13 protein-coding genes are annotated in these 19,692 nt (G+C 49.9%); 9 read left to right on the forward strand and 4 right to left on the reverse strand.

Annotated features, from left to right (window positions below; genetic code table 11):
• Positions 1–103: 103 nt before the first annotated feature.
• Genes RC73_RS15990 through dinG form a run of 3 tightly spaced genes read right to left on the reverse strand, consistent with a single transcriptional unit; the run spans position 104 to position 3,630 of the window.
• A complete protein-coding gene (locus RC73_RS15990) occupies positions 104–766 on the reverse strand; it encodes a primosomal replication protein (RefSeq protein WP_039035593.1) in 663 nt (220 codons plus the stop codon).
• Positions 763–1,536, reverse strand: coding sequence for a TSUP family transporter (locus tag RC73_RS15995; protein WP_039035594.1), 774 nt, complete (start codon positions 1,534–1,536; stop codon positions 763–765). The genes RC73_RS15990 and RC73_RS15995 overlap by 4 nt, the downstream gene beginning before the upstream one ends.
• Positions 1,537–1,557: 21 nt before the next feature.
• Entirely contained in the window at positions 1,558–3,630 is a 2,073-nt protein-coding gene (gene dinG / locus RC73_RS16000; protein ID WP_039035595.1) for an ATP-dependent DNA helicase DinG, read from the reverse strand.
• 86 nt (positions 3,631–3,716) lie between these two features.
• On the opposite strand from dinG, the gene RC73_RS16005 reads away from it, so the two are divergent.
• From RC73_RS16005 to RC73_RS16045, 9 genes are all read left to right on the forward strand, one after another.
• Positions 3,717–6,086 carry a DNA polymerase II gene (locus RC73_RS16005; RefSeq protein ID WP_039035596.1) on the forward strand — a complete coding sequence of 790 codons (2,370 nt, stop codon included), beginning with the start codon at positions 3,717–3,719 and terminating at the stop codon, positions 6,084–6,086.
• A 214-nt stretch (positions 6,087–6,300) separates the two neighbouring features.
• Positions 6,301–7,509, forward strand: a complete 1,209-nt coding sequence (locus RC73_RS16010; RefSeq protein ID WP_039035597.1) for a porin — start codon at positions 6,301–6,303, stop codon at positions 7,507–7,509.
• A gap of 418 nt (positions 7,510–7,927) precedes the next feature.
• Complete coding sequence (locus tag RC73_RS16015; protein WP_071476158.1) at positions 7,928–10,681, forward strand: TonB-dependent receptor; 2,754 nt, start codon at positions 7,928–7,930, stop codon at positions 10,679–10,681.
• Positions 10,682–11,355: 674 nt separating this feature from the next.
• A complete protein-coding gene (locus RC73_RS16020; protein WP_039035598.1) occupies positions 11,356–12,138 on the forward strand; it encodes a DUF3450 domain-containing protein in 783 nt (260 codons plus the stop codon).
• Positions 12,138–13,493, forward strand: coding sequence for a MotA/TolQ/ExbB proton channel family protein (locus RC73_RS16025; protein ID WP_039035599.1), 1,356 nt, complete (start codon positions 12,138–12,140; stop codon positions 13,491–13,493). Before RC73_RS16020 ends, RC73_RS16025 begins: the two co-directional genes overlap by 1 nt.
• Entirely contained in the window at positions 13,493–14,020 is a 528-nt protein-coding gene (locus RC73_RS16030) for a MotA/TolQ/ExbB proton channel family protein (RefSeq protein WP_082014355.1), read from the forward strand. Before RC73_RS16025 ends, RC73_RS16030 begins: the two co-directional genes overlap by 1 nt.
• Before the next feature lie 13 nt (positions 14,021–14,033).
• Positions 14,034–14,438, forward strand: a complete 405-nt coding sequence (locus tag RC73_RS16035) for an ExbD/TolR family protein (protein WP_025011238.1) — start codon at positions 14,034–14,036, stop codon at positions 14,436–14,438.
• 1 nt (position 14,439) lies between these two features.
• Positions 14,440–15,060, forward strand: a complete 621-nt coding sequence (locus tag RC73_RS16040) for an energy transducer TonB (protein ID WP_039035600.1) — start codon at positions 14,440–14,442, stop codon at positions 15,058–15,060.
• Position 15,061: 1 nt separating this feature from the next.
• Complete coding sequence (locus tag RC73_RS16045; protein ID WP_039035601.1) at positions 15,062–16,312, forward strand: tetratricopeptide repeat protein; 1,251 nt, start codon at positions 15,062–15,064, stop codon at positions 16,310–16,312.
• A gap of 664 nt (positions 16,313–16,976) precedes the next feature.
• Here the strand turns inward: RC73_RS16045 and RC73_RS16050 are convergent.
• On the reverse strand, positions 16,977–19,619 hold the full coding sequence (locus RC73_RS16050; RefSeq protein WP_039035602.1) for an SO2930 family diheme c-type cytochrome: 2,643 nt from the start codon (positions 19,617–19,619) through the stop codon (positions 16,977–16,979).
• Positions 19,620–19,692 lie beyond the last annotated feature (73 nt).

A 19,692-nucleotide genomic window follows, 5' to 3' on the forward strand; every position in this document is an offset into this window, starting at 1 on the left:
ATTCAAAAGACATAGGGATGGTCAGATTGGCCGCAAATACCGAGGAAGTGCTGAGCAGGGCCAGTATGGCCGAGGCGGTCAAGCGTAGTTTCATTGTTGCTCCTTAACGATTGTAACTCTGATGCGGACGTTCGAATGCCTGAATGCGATCTTCAATATAGCTGATCGCCTGCCTGCACTTACCGAGGCGGCGATGCATCAAAAGGATGTCATTCTGGACGGGGATTTTGTCAGTACTATGACAGTTTTCAAGCTTTGATTGCAATTGTTCAATCTTTTGTTCTATTTTTTTGGCCCAGTTCAGATGTTTGTTCAGCTCTTCGTACAATTGATGGCTGTTTTGCATAACACCCGCGGCTATCCAGCCAAAACCACTTTCCTGGTGTCGGCGGCCCTGACGTTGTTGGTAGCTTTGCCGCTTACTGGTCTGCTGCAGCTTTTGGATCCTGGCGTTGAGACCTGTGGTTCCCAAGGCCCGTTTCAGGGCGACAAACCTGTCCTGAATGCGTTCGCAGCTTAAGGCGATAGTGTGTTGGGCCAACTGATGGCGTAACTGTTTTTCCAACTGATCTATGCTCTTGTGCAGCTGTTCCACACAGGGATAGAGTTGGGCACCATGCTGAATAAACAACTCGCTGTTGAAGCGTTCAGTATCCTGCAGTAGTTTGCGCTGTGCCGCTGGCAAAGAGGCATCATGTTGCAGCACTTCTTGCTCCAACTGCCTGAGCTGTTCCCGCAGACGTTGTACCAGTTGATTGGTGTTCAAAACCAGGCACTCCAGGCTAGATTAGCGGCGATAAGTACCACAATAGCAATAAAGAGTGGCCTGATAAACGGCATTCCGAAGCGGATAGCCGAGTGGGCGCCGATATAAGAACCCAGCATCATACACAAGCCCATCACCACGCCTACCAAAAGGTGCACTTTACCTAGCAGCAAGAAAATCATCAATGCCGTGATATTGCTGACAAAAGTCATTGCCCTTGCCAAGGCACTGCTGTGCAGGAAGGGCAGGCGGTACAGCGCGGTCGAGCTGACGGCCCAAAAGGCGCCAATGCCCGGGCCGGCAAAGCCGTCGTAGGCGCCAAGCCCCAGCCCTTGAAGTATCTGTTTATGCTTGGCCGGCGTTTCGGTGACGGGTTTACATTGGCTGCAGCCCATGGCTCCGGGTGAAAACAGCGAATAGAACGCGATGGCGATAATAAGCAGTGGCAGAATTTTTTCCAGCCAACGGGTGTCGATGAGATAAACGGCAATACTGCCGATAACGGCGCCTATGGCAGTAGCAATAAAGGCGAACAGCCAGAACTTGGGGGTCAGCAACTGCTTGCGGTAATAGGTAAATGCCGCCATGGAGGAGCCGAAGCAGGCAGCCAGTTTATTGGTCCCCAGCGCCAGATGAGGTGGCATGCCCACTGTCAGCAAGGCGGGAATGGACAGTAGACCGCCACCACCGACTACGGCATCAATAAATCCGGCCAGCAGGCCGACTGCGGCCAATATGGCCCAGCTGCTGGGTTCGAGCAGAATATCCACTTTACATCCTGATTGAGCGCATCATTCGATAACGCGACGGTAAGGCGGCAGGGCATCAAGCAGCGACGACCCGTATCTTTTGGTTACCAAACGCCTGTCTAATATGGTTATTCGGCCATAGTCCTGCTCTTTTCGCAACAGGCGGCCGCAACTCTGGATGAGTTTCCGTGACGCATCCGGAATAGTCAATTGTAAAAACGGGTTACCGCCTTTCATTTTGACATATTCTGCATGGGCCTGCTCTACCGGCGAGGTTGGCACGGCAAACGGCAGCTTGGTTACTATCAGGTTAGTCAGGTAGTCGCCGGGAAGGTCGAGACCCTCGGAAAAACTGCCGGTACCAAAGATAATGCTGGGCTCACCTTTGTCACATTTCTGCTTATGTTGCTCGAGCAAGTGCTGGCGTGGGGCACTGCCCTGGATCAGCGGTTCGGATACCAATTTGTTGCGCAGTAAATCGGCTACCTTTTCCATCTGCCAGTAGGAGGCAAACAGCACCAGAGTGGCCATTTCACCCTCTACCAACTGCTTTATCTGGCTGGCGAGTTCTTCTGTGTAGGCGTCTTCGGTTGGCTCGGTGCGCATTTTCGGCAGGTAGAGAGTGGCGTTGTTCTCAAAATCGAAAGGCGACTGCAGCGCCAGGTAGCGACTGCCATCATTGAGTGACAGGCCAACCTGATAGGCAAAATGCTCAAAGCGGTTCAGCGCTCTGAGGGTGGCGCTACATAGCACGACACCGGCGGCTTTTTCCCACAACATATGTTCCAGCATATAGCCGACTTCGATTGGCGATGCACTGAAAAGGTAGTCCTGCTGCTTGCCGCTGAGGGCTTCAATCCAGCGGGCGGTGGGGGCACCTTTGGGGCTATCCTCCTTGGCCATCATTTTCCAGAGCTTTTGCAGGTTTTCCAGGCGCTGCATCATAAAGCCGGTTTCACTCAATAGGGCTTCGGCCTGATGCCTTGGTAATTCACCATCCTTGACGCTTTCGCTGAGAATAGCCTGCATCTTATTGAATTGCTTGAGGGCATCGTTGGAAGCCGTGGCCAGGTTTTCTGCCTGAATCAACAGGGCGTCCGGCAGCTTGCCATGTTCGAACCGCAGGCGGTTTTCCGGGTTGGCAAAGAGTTTGGGCTGGGTATCACAGTAGTGGGCAACCTGATTCAGCAGGCCGGTTAATTCTTCGATGCGATCCAGCATCGCCTGCGCCGGGGCAATAATATTGTTGCTCTTTATTTGGTTTTGCAGTTTGGCCGTGGTCTTGCTGACTTTCTCCAGCCAATCACAGGCCCCTCTGAGCGTAGCCTGGGCGCTGGAGAAGTCCCTGGCTACATTCGGCAGGTGATGGGCTTCGTCGATAACGTAATAGACTTCTTCCGGATCCGGCAGAATCACACCGCCACCCAGTTCAAGGTCGGCCAGTAACAAACTATGGTTGGCAATAAGCACATCCCAGGTATCAATATCTTCGCGGGCCTTGTGGAAGGGGCAGTGGCTGTGACTGGCCAGTTGGCGATGACAGCTGTGTTTGTCACAGGCTATCTGTTGCCACAGGTGGTCCGGCAGCGGCGTTTTGAGGGTATCAAGTTCACCATTCCAGCGGCCATCCTGATAGTCTTTGAGCAAAGCCTGCAACTGCTCAACCTGTGAGGTATCCGGCTTGGTTTGCCACATGGCCATCTGGCTGCCGTTGCCGTCACCTACCAACATCTCAAGCTTGGCCAGGCACACGTAACGCTGGCGCCCTTTGACCAGACCGTAACGGAAGTTGAGTTTGGAGTGTTGCAGAAAAAACGGCAGATCTTTATGCAGCAACTGCTCCTGCAGCGCCACAGTGGCGGTGGCGATACAGACTTTTTTCTTGCTGGCCAGCGCCAGAGGTATGGTTCCCAGAATATAGGCCAGGGATTTACCTATACCTGTGCCCGCTTCAATCACCATGATGCGCCGCTGCTTGTCGTATTCACCGGCAAGTGTCTTGGAGATCTCCGCCACCATATAATTCTGCTCCCGGCGGGAACGGAAGTTGGGCAGTGCGGAGGCAATGTCCTTGTAGATCTCGCGGATCTGGGTCTTTACATGGGCTGCTAGCATGAGACTCGGTTCTGGAAAATTATCCTGTATATAATACCAGTAATTTCTTATGCTAATAAACCTCTAAAACACGATTGTCCCGACTCATGCCCCAAAACACGCCGCAAACCCTGAAAGGCCGTATTCTTACCCGTCATCTGGTTCAGAGAGACGAGGGGTTATGCCTGCAATACTATCTGGCCACCGAGCAGGGGCCTGTGTTGGTTGAGGTGCCGGGACAGGAGCAGATTTGCTTTGCCAAAGAGAAGGATGCGGCGGCTTTATGTCAAAGTTTAAGCCAGGTACGGACCCAGCCGCTGGCGCTGAGAAACTTCGCTAAAGAGAAGGTTGCGGCGCTTTACAGTCGCAGTCGGCAACAGATGCGGTTACTGCAAAAGCAGGCCCAGGATCAGGGAATGCCCTTGTATGAAGCCGATCTTAAACCCCAGCAGCGTTTCTTGATTGAGCGCTTTATTGCGCTCGATGCCGAGTTTTACGGTTATTTCAGCGAGGAAAGCGGCGCACTGACACGGTTTGTTGCCAGCCGCGCCAGGAAAGCCTCGCTGAACAATGTAGGTTTGGCTGTTATTTCCCTCGATCTTGAATGCAGCATGCAGGGCGAGCTCTATTCCGTCGGACTCTACGGTCGTGACCGCAATGGAGCACTGTTTCAGCGCGTGTACATGATAGGTCAAGCCCAGGACGGGCCAGACTATATCCACTGGGTCAGGGATGAAGCAGCCTTGTTGCAGGCTTTGATTGACTGGTTTTGTCTCTGGGACCCGGACATTATCATAGGTTGGTCGGTTGTCAATTTTGACCTGGCACTGCTGAGCCGACGCTACGCCCATCATGGTATTGAAGCACGGCTTGGGCGCGGAGGCGTGCCCATGTCCTGGTTGGTGGAAGGCAAGTATCGGCCGGAAACCCTCTCTTTGCCCGGGAGAGTGGTATTGGACGGTATAGACTGGCTCAAGGCCGCCTTCTATCAGTTTGAGCGCTATTCGCTCGAGTTTGTCTCCCGCGCACTCTTGAGTGAGGGTAAGGCGATAGATCAAGTTGAAGATCGCGGCCAAGAGATAAGCCAGCTCTTTCAAGAGGATAAATTGGCCTTGGCCCACTACAATCTGACCGATTGCCGTCTGGTGCTGGATATTTTCGATAAAACCGATCTATTGAATTTTGCCCTCGCCCGGGCGCAGCTGACCGGGTTGGAGTTTGGCCGGGTAGGGGCTTCGGTGGCGGCGTTCAATCATCTCTACCTGCCACACTTGCACCGCGGTGGATTTGTGGCGCCGGCAGCACCGGCCAGTGATGGCCTGGAAAGCCCCGGCGGCTATGTGATGGACTCCATTCCGGGCCTTTACCGGGACATTCTGGTACTGGACTTCAAGAGTCTATACCCTTCTATTATTCGCACTTTTTTGATCGATCCCATGGGGTTGGTACAGGGTATGGGTGAGCCCGAAGCCGAGACAGTACCCGGCTTTCTCGGTGCCAGATTCAGCCGCAAACAAGCTATCTTGCCAACGCTTATCGCCAAGTTGGCACAAGAGCGGGAAAGTGCCAAGGCCCAAGCCAATGCGCCTTTGTCTCAGGCAATCAAGATCATCATGAATTCGCTTTATGGGGTGCTGGGGTCTCGGGGCTGTGTGTTTCACGATGCCCGGTTGGCAAGCTCAATTACTATGCGCGGTCATGAGATAATGCAGCAGACCAAACGTTGGATTGAGGACGAAGGCATGAGTGTCATCTATGGCGACACAGATTCCACATTTGTTTGGCTGGGACAACAGCATGACATCACAGAGCCGCAAGCCTTCGGCAGAGAGTTGGCCGCTAGGATAACCGCCAAGTGGCAACAGCATTTGGCGGAGCATTTTCAGTTGCAAAGTCATTTGGAACTCGAGTTTGAGCGTCATTATGAACAGTTTCTGATGCCCACTCTCAGGGATTCAGAAGAAGGCTCCAAAAAGCGCTATGTCGGTGCCAGTCGCAATAGTCAAGGTCAATTGGATATTATTTTCAAAGGCATGGAGCAGGTTCGCAGTGATTGGAGTCCTCTGGCCAGACGGATTCAATACGAGCTGTACCGGCGTATGTTCAATGGCTTGGATGTGGTGGGCTTTCTGGCTACGGAAATAGAAGCGCTTAAACGCGGCGATTATGATAACGAGCTTATTTTCTCCAAGCGACTAAGGCGTAAATTGGATGCTTATCAGGCCAAGGCGTCACCCCATGTCAAGGCGGCCAGACAATTGTTGGAGCAGACCTGTGATCCGCGTTATGGTCGTTTGGGCACCCGGATAGACTACCTGATCACAATCAATGGCCCCGAAGCTGTTTCCCTCAGACGTTCAGCCATTGATTATAACTACTATATTGAAAGACAAATCAAGCCGATAGCCGATCCAATACTTTCTATAATGAAAGAAAGTTTTACCTCTATCAGCACTGGACAGTTGAGTTTAATCTAATACCAAAATTGTTTCAAAAAGTTAACAAGGTTAATGGTTGGTTTTATTTCTGGATTTTTACGGCCTTTATGGTTTTTTTTAAGGCAAAAGTAATAAAAAATGTGATTTTTGTCTTTGCCGCTTTACTGAGCTTTTGCTAATCTTCGCTCCCCTTGGAAGGAAATAAAACAACGGAATGGGGTAGGCAGACTGAAAACACTTAAGGTTACAACAAATGAACAAGACTCTCATCGCATCCGTCCTGGCAGGACTCTTGGCCGTTCCATCGGTTCAAGCTATTGAAATCTACAAAGATCAGAAAAATGCAGTCTCAATCGGCGGTTTCGTTGATGTCCGAGTAATCAATACTCAGGGTGAAACGGAAGTTGTCAATGGTGCTTCCAGGATTAATTTTGGTTTTAGCCGTGAGTTAACCCACGGTTGGAACACATTTGCCAAATTGGAATGGGGCGTGAACCCTGTTGGCAGCAGCGACATTGTTTATAACAACCGTTTCGAATCGGTGCAGGATGAGTTCTTCTACAACCGTCTGGGCTATGCAGGCATTAGCCATGATAAATATGGCACTATTACTATTGGTAAACAATGGGGTGCTTGGTATGACGTGGTATACAACACTAACTACGGTTTTGTATGGGATGGTAATGCTGCTGGTGTATACACTTTCAACAAAGACGATGGCGCGGTAAACGGTGTTGGTCGTGGTGATAAAGTCGTTCAATACCGTAACAGCATCGGAGATGTGAGCTTTGCGGTCCAGGCACAATTAAAAAATAGCAGTTTCTATACCTGCGACATCGAAAACATCACTGAGAGTGCCTGTGAAGCAGAATGGAATGCAGGTAAGAAAGAAGCGCAACAAGTTACTTACGATTACACCTATGGTGCATCTTTGACCTACAAGGCTACTGATAAATTCAGCTTAATGGCGGGTGTTAACCGTGGTGAGTTTGATGTGGTCTATGGTACAGGTGAGCAAAAAACAGCTGTTGATTTAATCTATGGTGTGGGCGCGACTTGGGGTGATTTTGACCAGAATGGCTTATATGTTGCCGCAAACGTTCACAAAGAAGAAAACCATGATACTGATAACATCGGCCGCTTGATTAAAGATGCCTATGGTGTTGAAACTTTAGTTTCTTACAAGTTTGATAATGGTCTACGTTCTTTTGTGTCTTATAACATTCTGGATGCAGGGAAAGACTACGTTATTCAACCAAACTTTAATGCCGATCCTAACGATGTGTTCAAGCGTCAGTTTGTGGTTGTAGGTTTACACTTTGTTTGGGATCTGAATACGGTTCTCTATGTTGAAGCACGTAAAGATTACAGCGACTTTACCAGTGCCGACAAAGCGCAAGAAGCCAGAATGTCATTATCAGAGGATGATGGCATCGCTATTGGTATTCGTTACACCCTTTGATTGTTAATAGAACTGTTTAAAAAAGCGCCGAAAGGCGCTTTTTTATTGGAAAAAAAAGTGTTGGCACAGCTTACCAGAAAGAGATGTGTAACGGGTTTGTTACGTTTGGGTGAGTGGGGGCGGGTTTTGATAAACTCCATTTACTTCAAGGTCTTACATAACGATATTCTGGTTAAGATAAGCTGTTACTGCTGTAAGAGACACTATATTCATACTCAATGAAATAATCTTATCTCTCTTTTGTTGTTGGTTTTATGTGCAATATTAATGTTTCAAATGTTGATAAAATGTTTGTTATGTGATTTTATTTGCGTGAAATTGTTGCTGGTCACTCGTGTATACCTGCAAACAACTAAAGGATCCGGACAAAGCATTTGGATCCGTTACCAAGACACAAGATGTCGAAAGGGAGATAAGTATGTATAAGAATAATTCGTTAACCAACGCAGTGCGTCTGGCATTGGTTGGTGGTGTTGCAGCGACTGCTTTAAGCGCTCCAACCGTTTTGGCGGCCGAAGAAGGTGCTGACAATGTAGAGCGTATTCAGGTTACAGGCTCTCGTATCAAGCGCACCGATATGGAAACCGCAAGCCCTGTCAGTGTGATCGATGCTTCATCTATCATAGCGTCAGGCGCAGTGAATATTGACGACGTTCTGCAAAAAATGACCTCAGCCGGTGGTGCCATGACCAACGCCGGTATCAACAATGGCTCAGGCGGTAACTCGCGCATTAACTTGCGTGGTTTGGGTGATAACCGCACTCTGGTTCTGGTGAATGGTCGCCGTATGATTGCATCCGGTACCGGTGCGGCATCTTCTGTTGACCTTAACACCATTCCGGTATCTATGATCCAGCGTGTCGAAGTACTGAAAGATGGCGCTTCTGCCATTTATGGTACCGATGCGATTGCCGGTGTGGTTAACATCATTCTGAAAAGAGATTTCGACGGCTTTGAAATCAACGTTCAAACAGGCCTTTCCGGTGAAGGTGACGCTGACGAGTCCAGCATCGACATGACACTGGGTAACACCTTTGAGAAAGGTAATGTCGTTGTTAATGCTCAATACACCAAGCGTGGTGATGCCAGCCAGGCTGACCGTGATTTCTCAAAGTGCCCCATTGCGGAGACAGGTCCAAAGGGTGAGCGTAGCCTGTACTGCGGCGGTAGTAGCTATTCTCAAGGCGGTCACATCTGGGGTGACAACAACTTTGGTATCGTGGGCACAGGACCAGAAGGCGCTTATGCCATAGGTGACAAGGGCTACTATGGTGAATATGTTGATAACGGTGAGGGCAAGCCTAAGTTCCAATACTTTGATGGCATGTCTGAGGCGGATCTGAGCGGCTTGGGTGGAACTTATCATGAGTTCAGCGATGCCGACAGATACAACTACGCCAAGGACAGTTACCTGTCGACGCCAATGGAGCGTTTGAACCTGTCCATGGCGGGTACTTATGAACTGACCGAATCGATTCGTTTCTTCACTGAAGCCATGTACTCCAAGCGTTGGTCCAATCAGCAGATGGCGCCTCAGCCAATCTGGAACAACTCTGCTTGGGTTTACAATCCTAAGTCAGCCGGTGGCTGGATGACCGATGAACTGCTGCCTTGGGTTCAACCCGGTGAAGCACTGGCTTATGGCCGTCGTATGGTTGAGTCCGGTACCCGTGACTTTGACCAAGTAGTAGACACTATTCGTATCGTTGTTGGCTTGGAAGGTGAGTTTGAAAACGGCTGGACCTGGGATGCTTCTTACAACAAAGGTAAGAACGACTCAACCGATACTCTGGCTAACCTGCACAACTTGGGCTCCATCAACGCTGCGGTTCTTGAGGGCACTTTTGATCCTTTCCTGCAATCATCATGGGAAGGTGAGAGCATCAAGCCATACATATATACCGAAGTGAACAGCGGTGGCAGCGAGTTGGATATTATTGCAGCGACTCTGTCCGGAGATTTGTTTGAACTGCCTGCCGGTATAATGGGCTTTGCAGCGGGTTACGAGCATCGTAAAGAGGCTGCGCATTATACTCCGGATTCCCTGACTTCCCAGGGCTTGGCAAACGATCCTCGCGTAGAGCCAACCTCCGGTGACTTCAGTGTTAATGAATTTTACGCAGAATTGGCAATCCCACTGCTTAGCGAATTGCCTTTGGCGCAGCAAGTGGATCTGAGCGCCGCTATGCGTTACTTCGATTACAGCACTTTCGGTGATGATACTACCTGGAAACTGGGTCTGACCTGGCGTGTTTATGATGACCTGATGATCCGCGGTGGTATGTCCACTGCCTTCCGTGCCCCAACTGTATATGAACTGTATGGTGGTAAGTCACCATCATTCGAGCAGATTGTTCACCCTGCTACCGATCAGGATCAGGCTGAAGTGACTGTTGGTGGTAACGAAATGCTGACCCCTGAAGAAGCTGATATCACTACTCTGGGTCTGGTGTATTCACCAAGCTTTGTAGAAGGTCTGTCTCTGACCGTCGATTACTATGACATCGAGATCTCCAACACTATTACTTCAGTTGACAACAACTATATTGCCAACCAGTGTCTGGATGCCGGTGGTAACAAGATCAACACAGGCACTGCGCTGTGTCAGTCTTCCAACATTGAACTCGACAATAGCGGTCGTATTAAGTTCGACAACGGTTTGCAGAACATAGGTGCTACCAATACCTCAGGTTACGACATCAACGTTGCCTACGTATTCGATGCCTTCGGTCTGGACTGGAAGGCCGGCTGGGACAGCTCTATCCTGAGTGAGTATGAAGAGTTTGACCCGGATGGTAATGCAGTTGACTATCGTGGCTATATCACAGGTGGCGTGGGTGCTTATGCCAAGTTCAAGAGCAACCTGAACATTACCGCTGCCGGTGATGATTGGACTGTCACTTATGAAGCTCGCTACATCGACGGTATGGACTCGTTTGCTTGTAAGAAAAATGATGGCAGCTGCTACGCGCCTTCAGTAGACAGCGTGGTTTACCATGACCTGTCAGGTTCTTACGATATCACCGACCGCATCCGTGTATCCGGCGGTGTTAACAACCTGTTTGACAAAGAGCCTCCGTACTACACTGGTAACAACGACTCGAATACCGACCCTTATACCTATGATATGTTGGGCCGCTACTTCTTCGTTCGTGCCAGCATGAAGTTCTAATGACACACTTCATCTTTGGATGAATTAAGTTAGCTTTAAAGAATGAAACCCCGGGATGATACCCGGGGTTTTTGTTTTTCATACTACATATAGGTAGCGGATCCATCCAAACTCACAAAACACTATTACGTAACAACTGGAATAAGCCCCGGTTGCCAATTGATTCTTTGACCAGTGAATAGGGCGAATGAGTTTTTAACGAAACTGGCTTCCCCTGGATAGTAATCGTGTGGAAAAAGTGGATTGCCATCGGTCTGCAGAATTGATTCCTTCAAAGATTTATAAAATATAACGCACCGCCTTATGCTTTTTAATTATAAATAAATCATAAGGTTAAATATTAGCTTGTGCTGTTTTTGCGGTTATTCTTGGCTCAGGAAGGCGACACATATTTGATCACTAAATGTAAAAAAAAGCCATTGATGATTAATCACACAGTTAGCCTTAGTTTCCAGCGTTTTCGTCTCATTTCAAATGTTGACACAGGTCAACATTTTGTGAAATGATGCCAGCGGGTCTATGCCTTCAGGGGCATAGGAAAGGGAAGATAAAAAACTAACAATCACAAGAGAAAGACATACTTGATAGCATCATCTGCCGTTGAAATAGGGATATTCGGGGCGCTGTTGCTGAAAAGTTAAACCTTTTTAATCACTTCAAATTGGTTGGGAACTATGTCCAAGGTAAGCAATAGAACAAAAATCGCTTCTGCGCTTGTTGGCGCGCTGGCACTCGCCAGCAGCAACTTAGTCGTTGCAGATCCTCTTACCGACGCGCAAAAAGCCGCGGGTCGTCTGCAGTCAGACGCCGTTGCGTCACAGAAGAAGATCGATAAGTATTTTGACCAGGCTCAAGATATGCTTTTCGAATATTCCGCCGTTGCTGACGAGCGTGAATCTCTCAAAGCCTACAATGATTATCTGGCTGGTCTGGTCGCTGACCAGGAAGCCACAATGAAATCCATTCAGGACGATATCAATGGCGTAGACAAACTGCGTCAAGGTGTTGTTCCTTTGATGTTTAAAATGGTTGATGCCCTGGAGCAGTTCGTGGCTCTGGATCTGCCATTCAAATCTGAAGACCGTGCACAGCGCGTTAAAAACCTCAAAGACCTGCTTAACACTGCCGAAGTGACTCTGGCTGAAAAGTTCCGTTTGATCCTGGATGCTTACAGCATCGAGCGTGAGTACGGCAGCTTTGTTGACGTTGAAACCGGTAAGCTGAACCTTGATGGTAAAGAAGTGCTGGTTGATTTCTTCCGCTTGGGCCGCGTAGCTCTGTATGCTCAGAGCCTGGACCAGAAGACTGCCTGGATGTACAACTCTGAAACCAAGGGTTGGGATAAGCTGGATGACAGCTATCTGCGTGACATCACTAAGGGTATTCGTATCGCCCGTAAACAAGGGGCTCTGGATCTGTTCGCACTACCAATTCCAGCTGCGGAGGCTGCACAATAATGAAAAAGCTAATCACTACCGCCGTCGTTGCTGCCAGTTTCTCACTGTCTGCCGGTATGGCCAGTGCCGCAGAGGCGCCTAAGACGATTGATCAACTGCTGCAGCAAGTTAAAGTTGAACGTGCCGCTCAAGGCAAAATCAATGCTAAGCGTGAACAAGAGTTCCAAGCTGAGCGTGGCGACAAGGCCGCCCTGCTGAAGCGTGAAAAAGATGCGCTGGCTGCTGAAACTCAACGTGGTAAAGACCTGAACCAGGCCTTCCTCGATAACGAGCGTAAAATTGCTCAACTTGAAGAAGACCTGAAAACCGCTCAGGGCGACTTGGGTGAAATGTTCGGTGTAGTTAAAGGCGAAGCTGGCGATTTCGCCGGTAAGCTGATCAACTCCAACGTCAGTGCCCAGTATCCAGGACGTGACAAGTTCGTTCAGGACCTGGGTGCCCGTAAGCAACTACCTAAGATTGAAGAGCTGGAACGCTTCTGGGAAGAGCAACTTTTCGAAATGGCCGAATCCGGCAAAGTCGTTAAGTTTGAAGGTTCTGTAACTGACATTGATGGTAACGTGAACAACACCACCATCTATCGTGTCGGTGCTTTTAACCTGTTGGCTGATAACAAGTATGTGGTTCTGAACCACGAGCTGGGTCTGATCCAGGAGCTGTCTCAGCAGCCGGAAGGTTATCAGGTTAAGCCTATCGCTGACTTCGAAAAAGCCACTTCAGGTACAGCCAAGCTGTATGTTGACCCTGCCCGCGGTACTCTGCTGAACATCTTCACTCAGAAGGCCAGCTTCCAAGACCGTATTGAGGCCGGTGGTACCATTGGTTACATCATCATCGCCTTGCTGGCTCTGGGTCTGCTGATCTCGCTGGAGCGTCTGGTGACTCTGACTGTTATCGGTGCCCGTGTTAAGTCTCAGGCCAAGAATGTTGCCAACCCAGGTAACAACGCTCTGGGCCGTGTACTGAAAGTGTACCAAGAGAACAAAGATGTTGACGTTGAGACTCTGGAGTTGAAACTGGATGAAGCCATCCTGAAAGAAACACCAGCGCTGGAAACGCGTATCTCCATCATCAAAGTATTGGCGGCTATCGCTCCTATGATGGGTCTGCTGGGTACCGTAACCGGTATGATTGCAACCTTCCAGAGCATCCAGTTGTTCGGTACGGGTGATCCAAAACTGATGGCCGGTGGTATCTCTATGGCACTGGTAACGACAGTACAGGGTCTGATTGCGGCTCTGCCACTGATGCTGTGTCATGCTATTGTTGTGGCTCGCAGTAAGTCTATTGTTCAAATCCTTGAAGAGCAAAGTGCCGGTATTATTGCTGAACACGCAGAGAAGAGGGCTGACTAATGATGCTATACCTGATGGACATTTGGGATTCCGTCAGGGGCTTCATGGCCTCCGGAGGCGATGTCCTCTGGCTTGTAGCGGCGGTGCTGTTTCTCATGTGGGTATTGATGCTTGAAAGATTCTGGTATCTGAACTGGGTATCACCTAAGAATCATAAAGAGATCATTACTGCATGGAATGCCAGGGAGGAAACCACCTCCTGGTATGCACACCGTATCCGTGAAGCTTGGGTATCCCAAGCGAAGCAAGATATGAATGCACGTATGCTGATCATCAAAACATTGGTAGCCATCTGTCCTATGATAGGTCTGCTGGGTACTGTGACAGGTATGATTTCAGTGTTCGATGTTATGGCAGTTCAGGGGACGAGTAATGCTCGTCTGATGGCAGCTGGTATTTCTATGGCCACTATGCCTACTATGGCTGGTATGGTCGCGGCATTGTCCGGGGTGTTCTTCAGCACTCGTTTGGACGCCAAGATGAAAATCAGCTTGGAAAAGCTGAAAGACAGCCTGCCACACCACTAGAGAGAGATTGAACATGGCACGTAAGAAGCATTCCAGTGTAGAAGAGGAAGCACAGATCGATATGACCCCGATGCTCGACATCGTGTTCATCATGCTGATCTTCTTCATTGTGACCACCTCGTTTGTGAAGCCATCCGGTTTGGACTACAACAAACCCAAGGCGTCCACAGCGACTTCAAAACCTTCGGCGAACATCTTTATCGGCGTCAGTAAAACAGGCGTAATTATGATGGAAAACCGTCAGGTTGATATTGAACGAGTAACAGCTAACGTAGAACGTATGTTGGCAGAGGCACCAGAAGCCGCCGTTCTGATCCAGGCAGACAAAGAAGCCCAACACGGCTTGGTTGTTAAAGTACTGGATCAGGTGAAGGCTGCTGGTATTGATAAGGTCTCGGTATCTGCGGGGAACGACTGATATGTTAAGAGCACTAGTATCTATCATTATTGGTGCTGCTGTGACTTTTGGTCTGTTCTGGTTTATGGCATTCCTGGTCGGAGGTGGCGCTCAACGTGGCGACACCTCAACCGAAACGCCAGTTATCGAGATCACAATGGACAAGCAGGATTCGAAGGCACAGAAGAAACCAAGGGTGACACCTAAGCCACCCCCACCACCAGAGCAGCCACCGAAGCCAGCGGAAACGCCACCGGATAGCTCTTCTGATATTGATACCAATATGGCATTCAATATGGGTGGAGTAGAAGCAGGCGGTCCAAGCACAGGCTTTAAGCTGGGCAACATGATGACCCGCGATGGTGATGCAACACCTATCGTGCGGATTGAACCTCAGTATCCCATTGCTGCGGCGCGTGACGGTAAAGAAGGTTGGGTACAACTGCGCTTTACCATCAACGAACTCGGTGGTGTTGATGATGTTGAAGTTATCCAGGCTGAACCGAGAAGGATCTTTGATCGTGAAGCGGTTCGTGCACTGAAGAAGTGGAAGTACAAGCCGAAGATTGTTGACGGTAAGCCGATGAAGCAACCCGGTATGACAGTTCAGCTGGACTTCACCCTGAACCAAGGAGACAGATAAGATGCAAAAAGTGAATAAGCTTGCTGCAGCCATGCTGTTGACTTTGTCAGGCAGTGCAGTACTGATGGCGCCAATCGCCCAGGCCGCTGAGAAGTGTCCTATCGACCAGCGTCAGGCTAAGGCAGTGGGTCAAACTGCTGCCAAAAAGGTGCAGAGATCCTTTGAAGCCTATCAGGACGGTAATCTGGACGAAGCAATTGCAGTATTGCTGGAAGCCAACGCCCGTAATGACTTCGACAAGGCCTATATTGCCCGTATGCTGGGTAACTTCTACGCTGAAAAAGGTCAGATGGGCACTTCCATCAAGTACCTTAAGCAGGCAGTAGAAGCCGATATCCTCGGTGGAACCGACCACAGTGCAACTCTTAAGTTGTATGCGGATCTGCTGCTGCAGGAGAAGAAGTTTAAAGAAGCTATCACCTACTACAACAAGTGGATGGACTTCTCCTGTAAGCAAGATCCTGTGGTCTACCGCCGTATCGGTATTGCTTATACAGAACTGAAAGACTATCCAAACGTGCTGAAAACAGCGGACAAAGGTTTGTCATTGGCCGAAACGCCCGACAAGAACCTGTACCAGCTTAAGTTCCAGGCTTACTTCAACCTCAAGCAGTACAAGAAAGCGGTTGGTGTTCTGGAAACTATGGTACCCCTGTTTCAGGATGATAAGCGTCTTTGGGTTCAGTTGGCTCAGCTCTATCTGCTGACCGAGGACTTCGACAAGGCTACAGTGACATACGATCTGGCCTATCAGAACGGTTTCCTGGAAACTGCTGATAACATCACTCGTTTGTCGCAACTGTTGGCGTCCAAAGGTTCCGCTTATCGTGGTGCGGTGATTTTCGAGAAGCACATGAAACAAGGGCTTATCGAAAAAAGTGAGAAAAACCTGTCTATGTTGGCCGGTTTCTTCCACAACGCCAAGGAGCTGAAGAAGGCCGCGGCCTATTATGGTCAAGCTGCTGCTGTCGGTAATGATGGTAAGTTGTACCTGAAACAAGGTCGTTTGCTGGCTTTGGATCAGCAGTTCAAGGAAGCGATTCCAGTATTCAAGCAAGCGCTGGATGCCGGGCTCGAAAACCCTGGTGAAGCTCAGTTTGAGCTGGCACTGGCCTACCTGAACCTGAAAGACTATAAGTCGGCTTACCGCCGTGCTGAATTGGCCTCAAAAGATTCCAAGACAGCACGTAGCGCCACTAGCTACCTGTCATACATAAAAGAGAAAGCGCGGATCCATAACGTTTCACTTTAATGCGATGTCAGCCAAATGAAGCCCCGTAAGGGGCTTCATTTTTTTGGTTCATTGCGGATCTGCGGCGAACGCCACTTTGATTTTCAAAACGCCACTCTGACTTCGAAAAAAATTAGGCGGTATCCAGCTATCCATGCCCCCATTAGCTTCGGCAGTTTGTTTTTGTTACTCACTCCTGTTAATCGATTTTCGGTACAGCTCAACCAAGGGCAATTAGTCATTTGCTGTCAGCATTGGCCCAAGGTTCTGCTTGGTCAACCTAAAACCATATTGCTTTAGTTATGTTTTTGTAAGGTTATTGCCTCGTATCACGTCTGTTTATCAGTTAGCTTGCGGTTGTTTTGAGTAAGCTGTAGGCCAGGTTATCCATACTTAGACCGACAAGTTTGCCTGAGAGCGGCATTGCCAATGGCCCCTGCTGTACTTGGCAATAATATCAAGCCGAGCATAGCTATTTTGAGACAAGGCATCAGGTGCGCTAACTTGAGGGCAGTATTCATATTTATGACTATGACTTCAAAGCTTGAACAAAGATTAGACAGAAAAACGGCTGGAGTCTTAGTATTTGTTACTTGGTAACGAACCAATAACTTCTCAGCCGTTTTCATTTCTGGATACGAATTAATCTATGATTTACTTTTTATACGCCAGCTTGGCTTCAGCTTTATTTTGAACAGCTGGCCGCAGGCAAGCGTTTGATCCATTCGCTTATCAGCGCAACTCCTTCATCGTGGCTGAGGCTACGGCCAATTTCGGGCATTCTGTCGCCCGGTTCATTGCTCTGCATCCGGAAATGCATGATGGACTCGGCCGGATTACCAGGTACCACATCGTAGCCCAGGGTGCCGCCGCCATAGGCGACAGGCGATTTACAGGTGCCGTGGCTGAAGCCGTTGTCTTCATCATAGCTGCGCTGATATTCCAGTTTCAGCCCGGTATTGGAGGCATTGCCTTCGGGTCTGTGGCAGTGGGCGCAGTTGATATCCAGGTAGCCCTTGGCCGTTTGCATCAACTCGCTGTCACTTAGCTGAGTCAAAGTGGCTTCATCACTATCCACATAGGCTGGTACCTTATCGACGCTGGTAAGGGGTGGCAGGCCGCTCAGAATACCTGCGCTTTGCCAATGAAGCAGTTGGTTGGCGCTGCCATCCTGGTAGGGGTAGTCACGGTTCAGATGGCGGGCCTTGGGACCAATCGGCATAAACACCGCCTGACTGGCGCTGTCGGCCTTGAACTGATGACACTGCTTGCACTGATTCATTGACGGGACAACATAGTCAAAGTTCAGGGTTTGCCCCTTGTGCACCACGCTCTTGCCTTGAATGGCACCGGCCTTGGCCAAAGAGGCATCTGTTTGCTCGGCATTCCAGACATAGGGCAGGGCGGTCCAGCCCGACTCTCTGTGGATCAACAACCGGGTTTCAATCAGAGTTTCATTGTCCACGCCTCTGGTTGCGGTATCGGCGGGCAGGGCAAATGTTTTCACCAGTACTGTGCCTACCGGGAAGTCAAAGGCCTCATTGCTGCTGTAGTTGGCGTGTTTCCCCTCCGGCACGAACACATAGCGGTACTTACTGGCATAGTCGGTAAACAGCGGTGTGTTGAGTTTGTAAGGGATCCCGCCACTGTTTGGCTTGGCCGCCGGCATAGAGGCGTCGGCAAACAGGCGGTATTGTGCTAGGCTGCTGCAATTGGCACCCGTCAGAGCATCCCAGTTCACACCAGAGCCTTGAGCGCTGCACAGCGACAGGTCGCCATCGCCTTCAAGGCCGCCTTCACCTTCTCCTATAGTACCGCCACCGCCGACCAGCACGCCGCCATCACAACCTTCAGTATCATCATCCACGCCGCAGCCGAAGATCTGTTCGCCGAAAGTGACGGTATGCACAGGTAGGCTGACCAAAGAGCATTGCAACAGTTGCTGCTGCTTGGCTTCATACATGACATCGGGAATGCTGACATCGGTATTGCTGTTGCCGTAGAGCCGGCCAACGCTGACATCTCCATTGTTGCTGGCACAGACATTTTCACTGCCGTCAGGGTTGAAGGGGAGTTCACCAAAGCCGAGATAGGCGCCGGTACCATTATTGGCGAGCAGTTCACCCAGGCCATCGTAGAGGATCCCCGGGAAGCGGCCATGGCTGTAGATGTAGGCCTTGATGATATCCTCGATAAGATAACCGTTGGGCTTGGTGGCAAAACCGCTTATCTGGTTGTCATGGATATAGATGTTGCGTGGTGTGGCGCGCCAGCCATCTTCAATGGCCTGACCCGGCAGGGCATAGCTGGCGGCAAAGGTGGAGACATCCGGCTCGGCGATGAAGAAGCTGGAGACAGTGACCGCCAGGGTATCGTGGTTGCTGATCTGGTTGTTGAACACTTCCACATCGTTGGTGGAGAGTATGATTACCCCGGTGCCGGGAGGAACAATATGCACTCCGGCCGGGTTGGCAGAGGCGTTGGCGAAGTTGTGGGTATTGTTGTCATAAACCTTGTTGTTGAATACCCGTACGCTGGAGCCGTACTTGTGGTTGCCTATGGGAAGGTCGAACACCAGAATACCACCGGTATTGCCCATGGCCTCATTGTTATAGACATCGGCAAAGCGCGAGTTTTCCACTTCGATACCGGCGACGTTTTCCTTGGCGACATTGCGTCTGACGACTATGTACTCAGACTGGCCTACATAGATACCGGCATCGGCGCTGCCGCGGACATAGCTGTCTTCAATCAAAATATTCTCGCATTCCACCGGGTAAAGGCCGTAGGCGCCATTGCCTTGATCCAGCTCACCTTCCCACACGGCGGAGACATTGCGCAGTATGATGCCATTGGTATTTTTCAGCTTGATGCCGTTGTTTTTGGCTTCATAGACCGACAGATCCTTGATGGTGATATTGAGGGCGTTTTGCACAAAAATACCGTCACCGGCGTTGGCGTTGGCAAAGTCGAGAATGGTTTCATCGCGGCCATAGCCCATGACAGTGACATTGCGGGCATAGCTGCCGTCACCGTCGACATCGCCGTCAAACAACAAGGTGGCATCTATCTCAAATCGGCCCTTTGGCAACACGATCACAGCGCCACTCTGGGCGTTGATCAGAGCTTCCTGAATTCGGGTTGTCAGATTGTCTCCGGCTTCAACCATGATGGCGCCTTCGGGGAAGGGGCTGGTTAGCGGCGGTGGCGTCACGACCGGTGGTTCAGTGGTTTGAGATGTATTGTCGTCATCCGAGCAGGCAATGAGTCCCAGGGTTAACCCGGCTGCCAGCAACGCCAAAGTCAGGGGGTTTTTCTTGTTGAACATAATCTCTCCTGATAATTGTTATTATTCCGTTAACAAGATCCCGATTCATTTCCCGACTGACAATGTGAAATCC

The organism is Shewanella sp. ECSMB14102 (assembly GCF_000813075.1).
GTDB classification, from domain to species: domain Bacteria; phylum Pseudomonadota; class Gammaproteobacteria; order Enterobacterales; family Shewanellaceae; genus Shewanella; species Shewanella indica.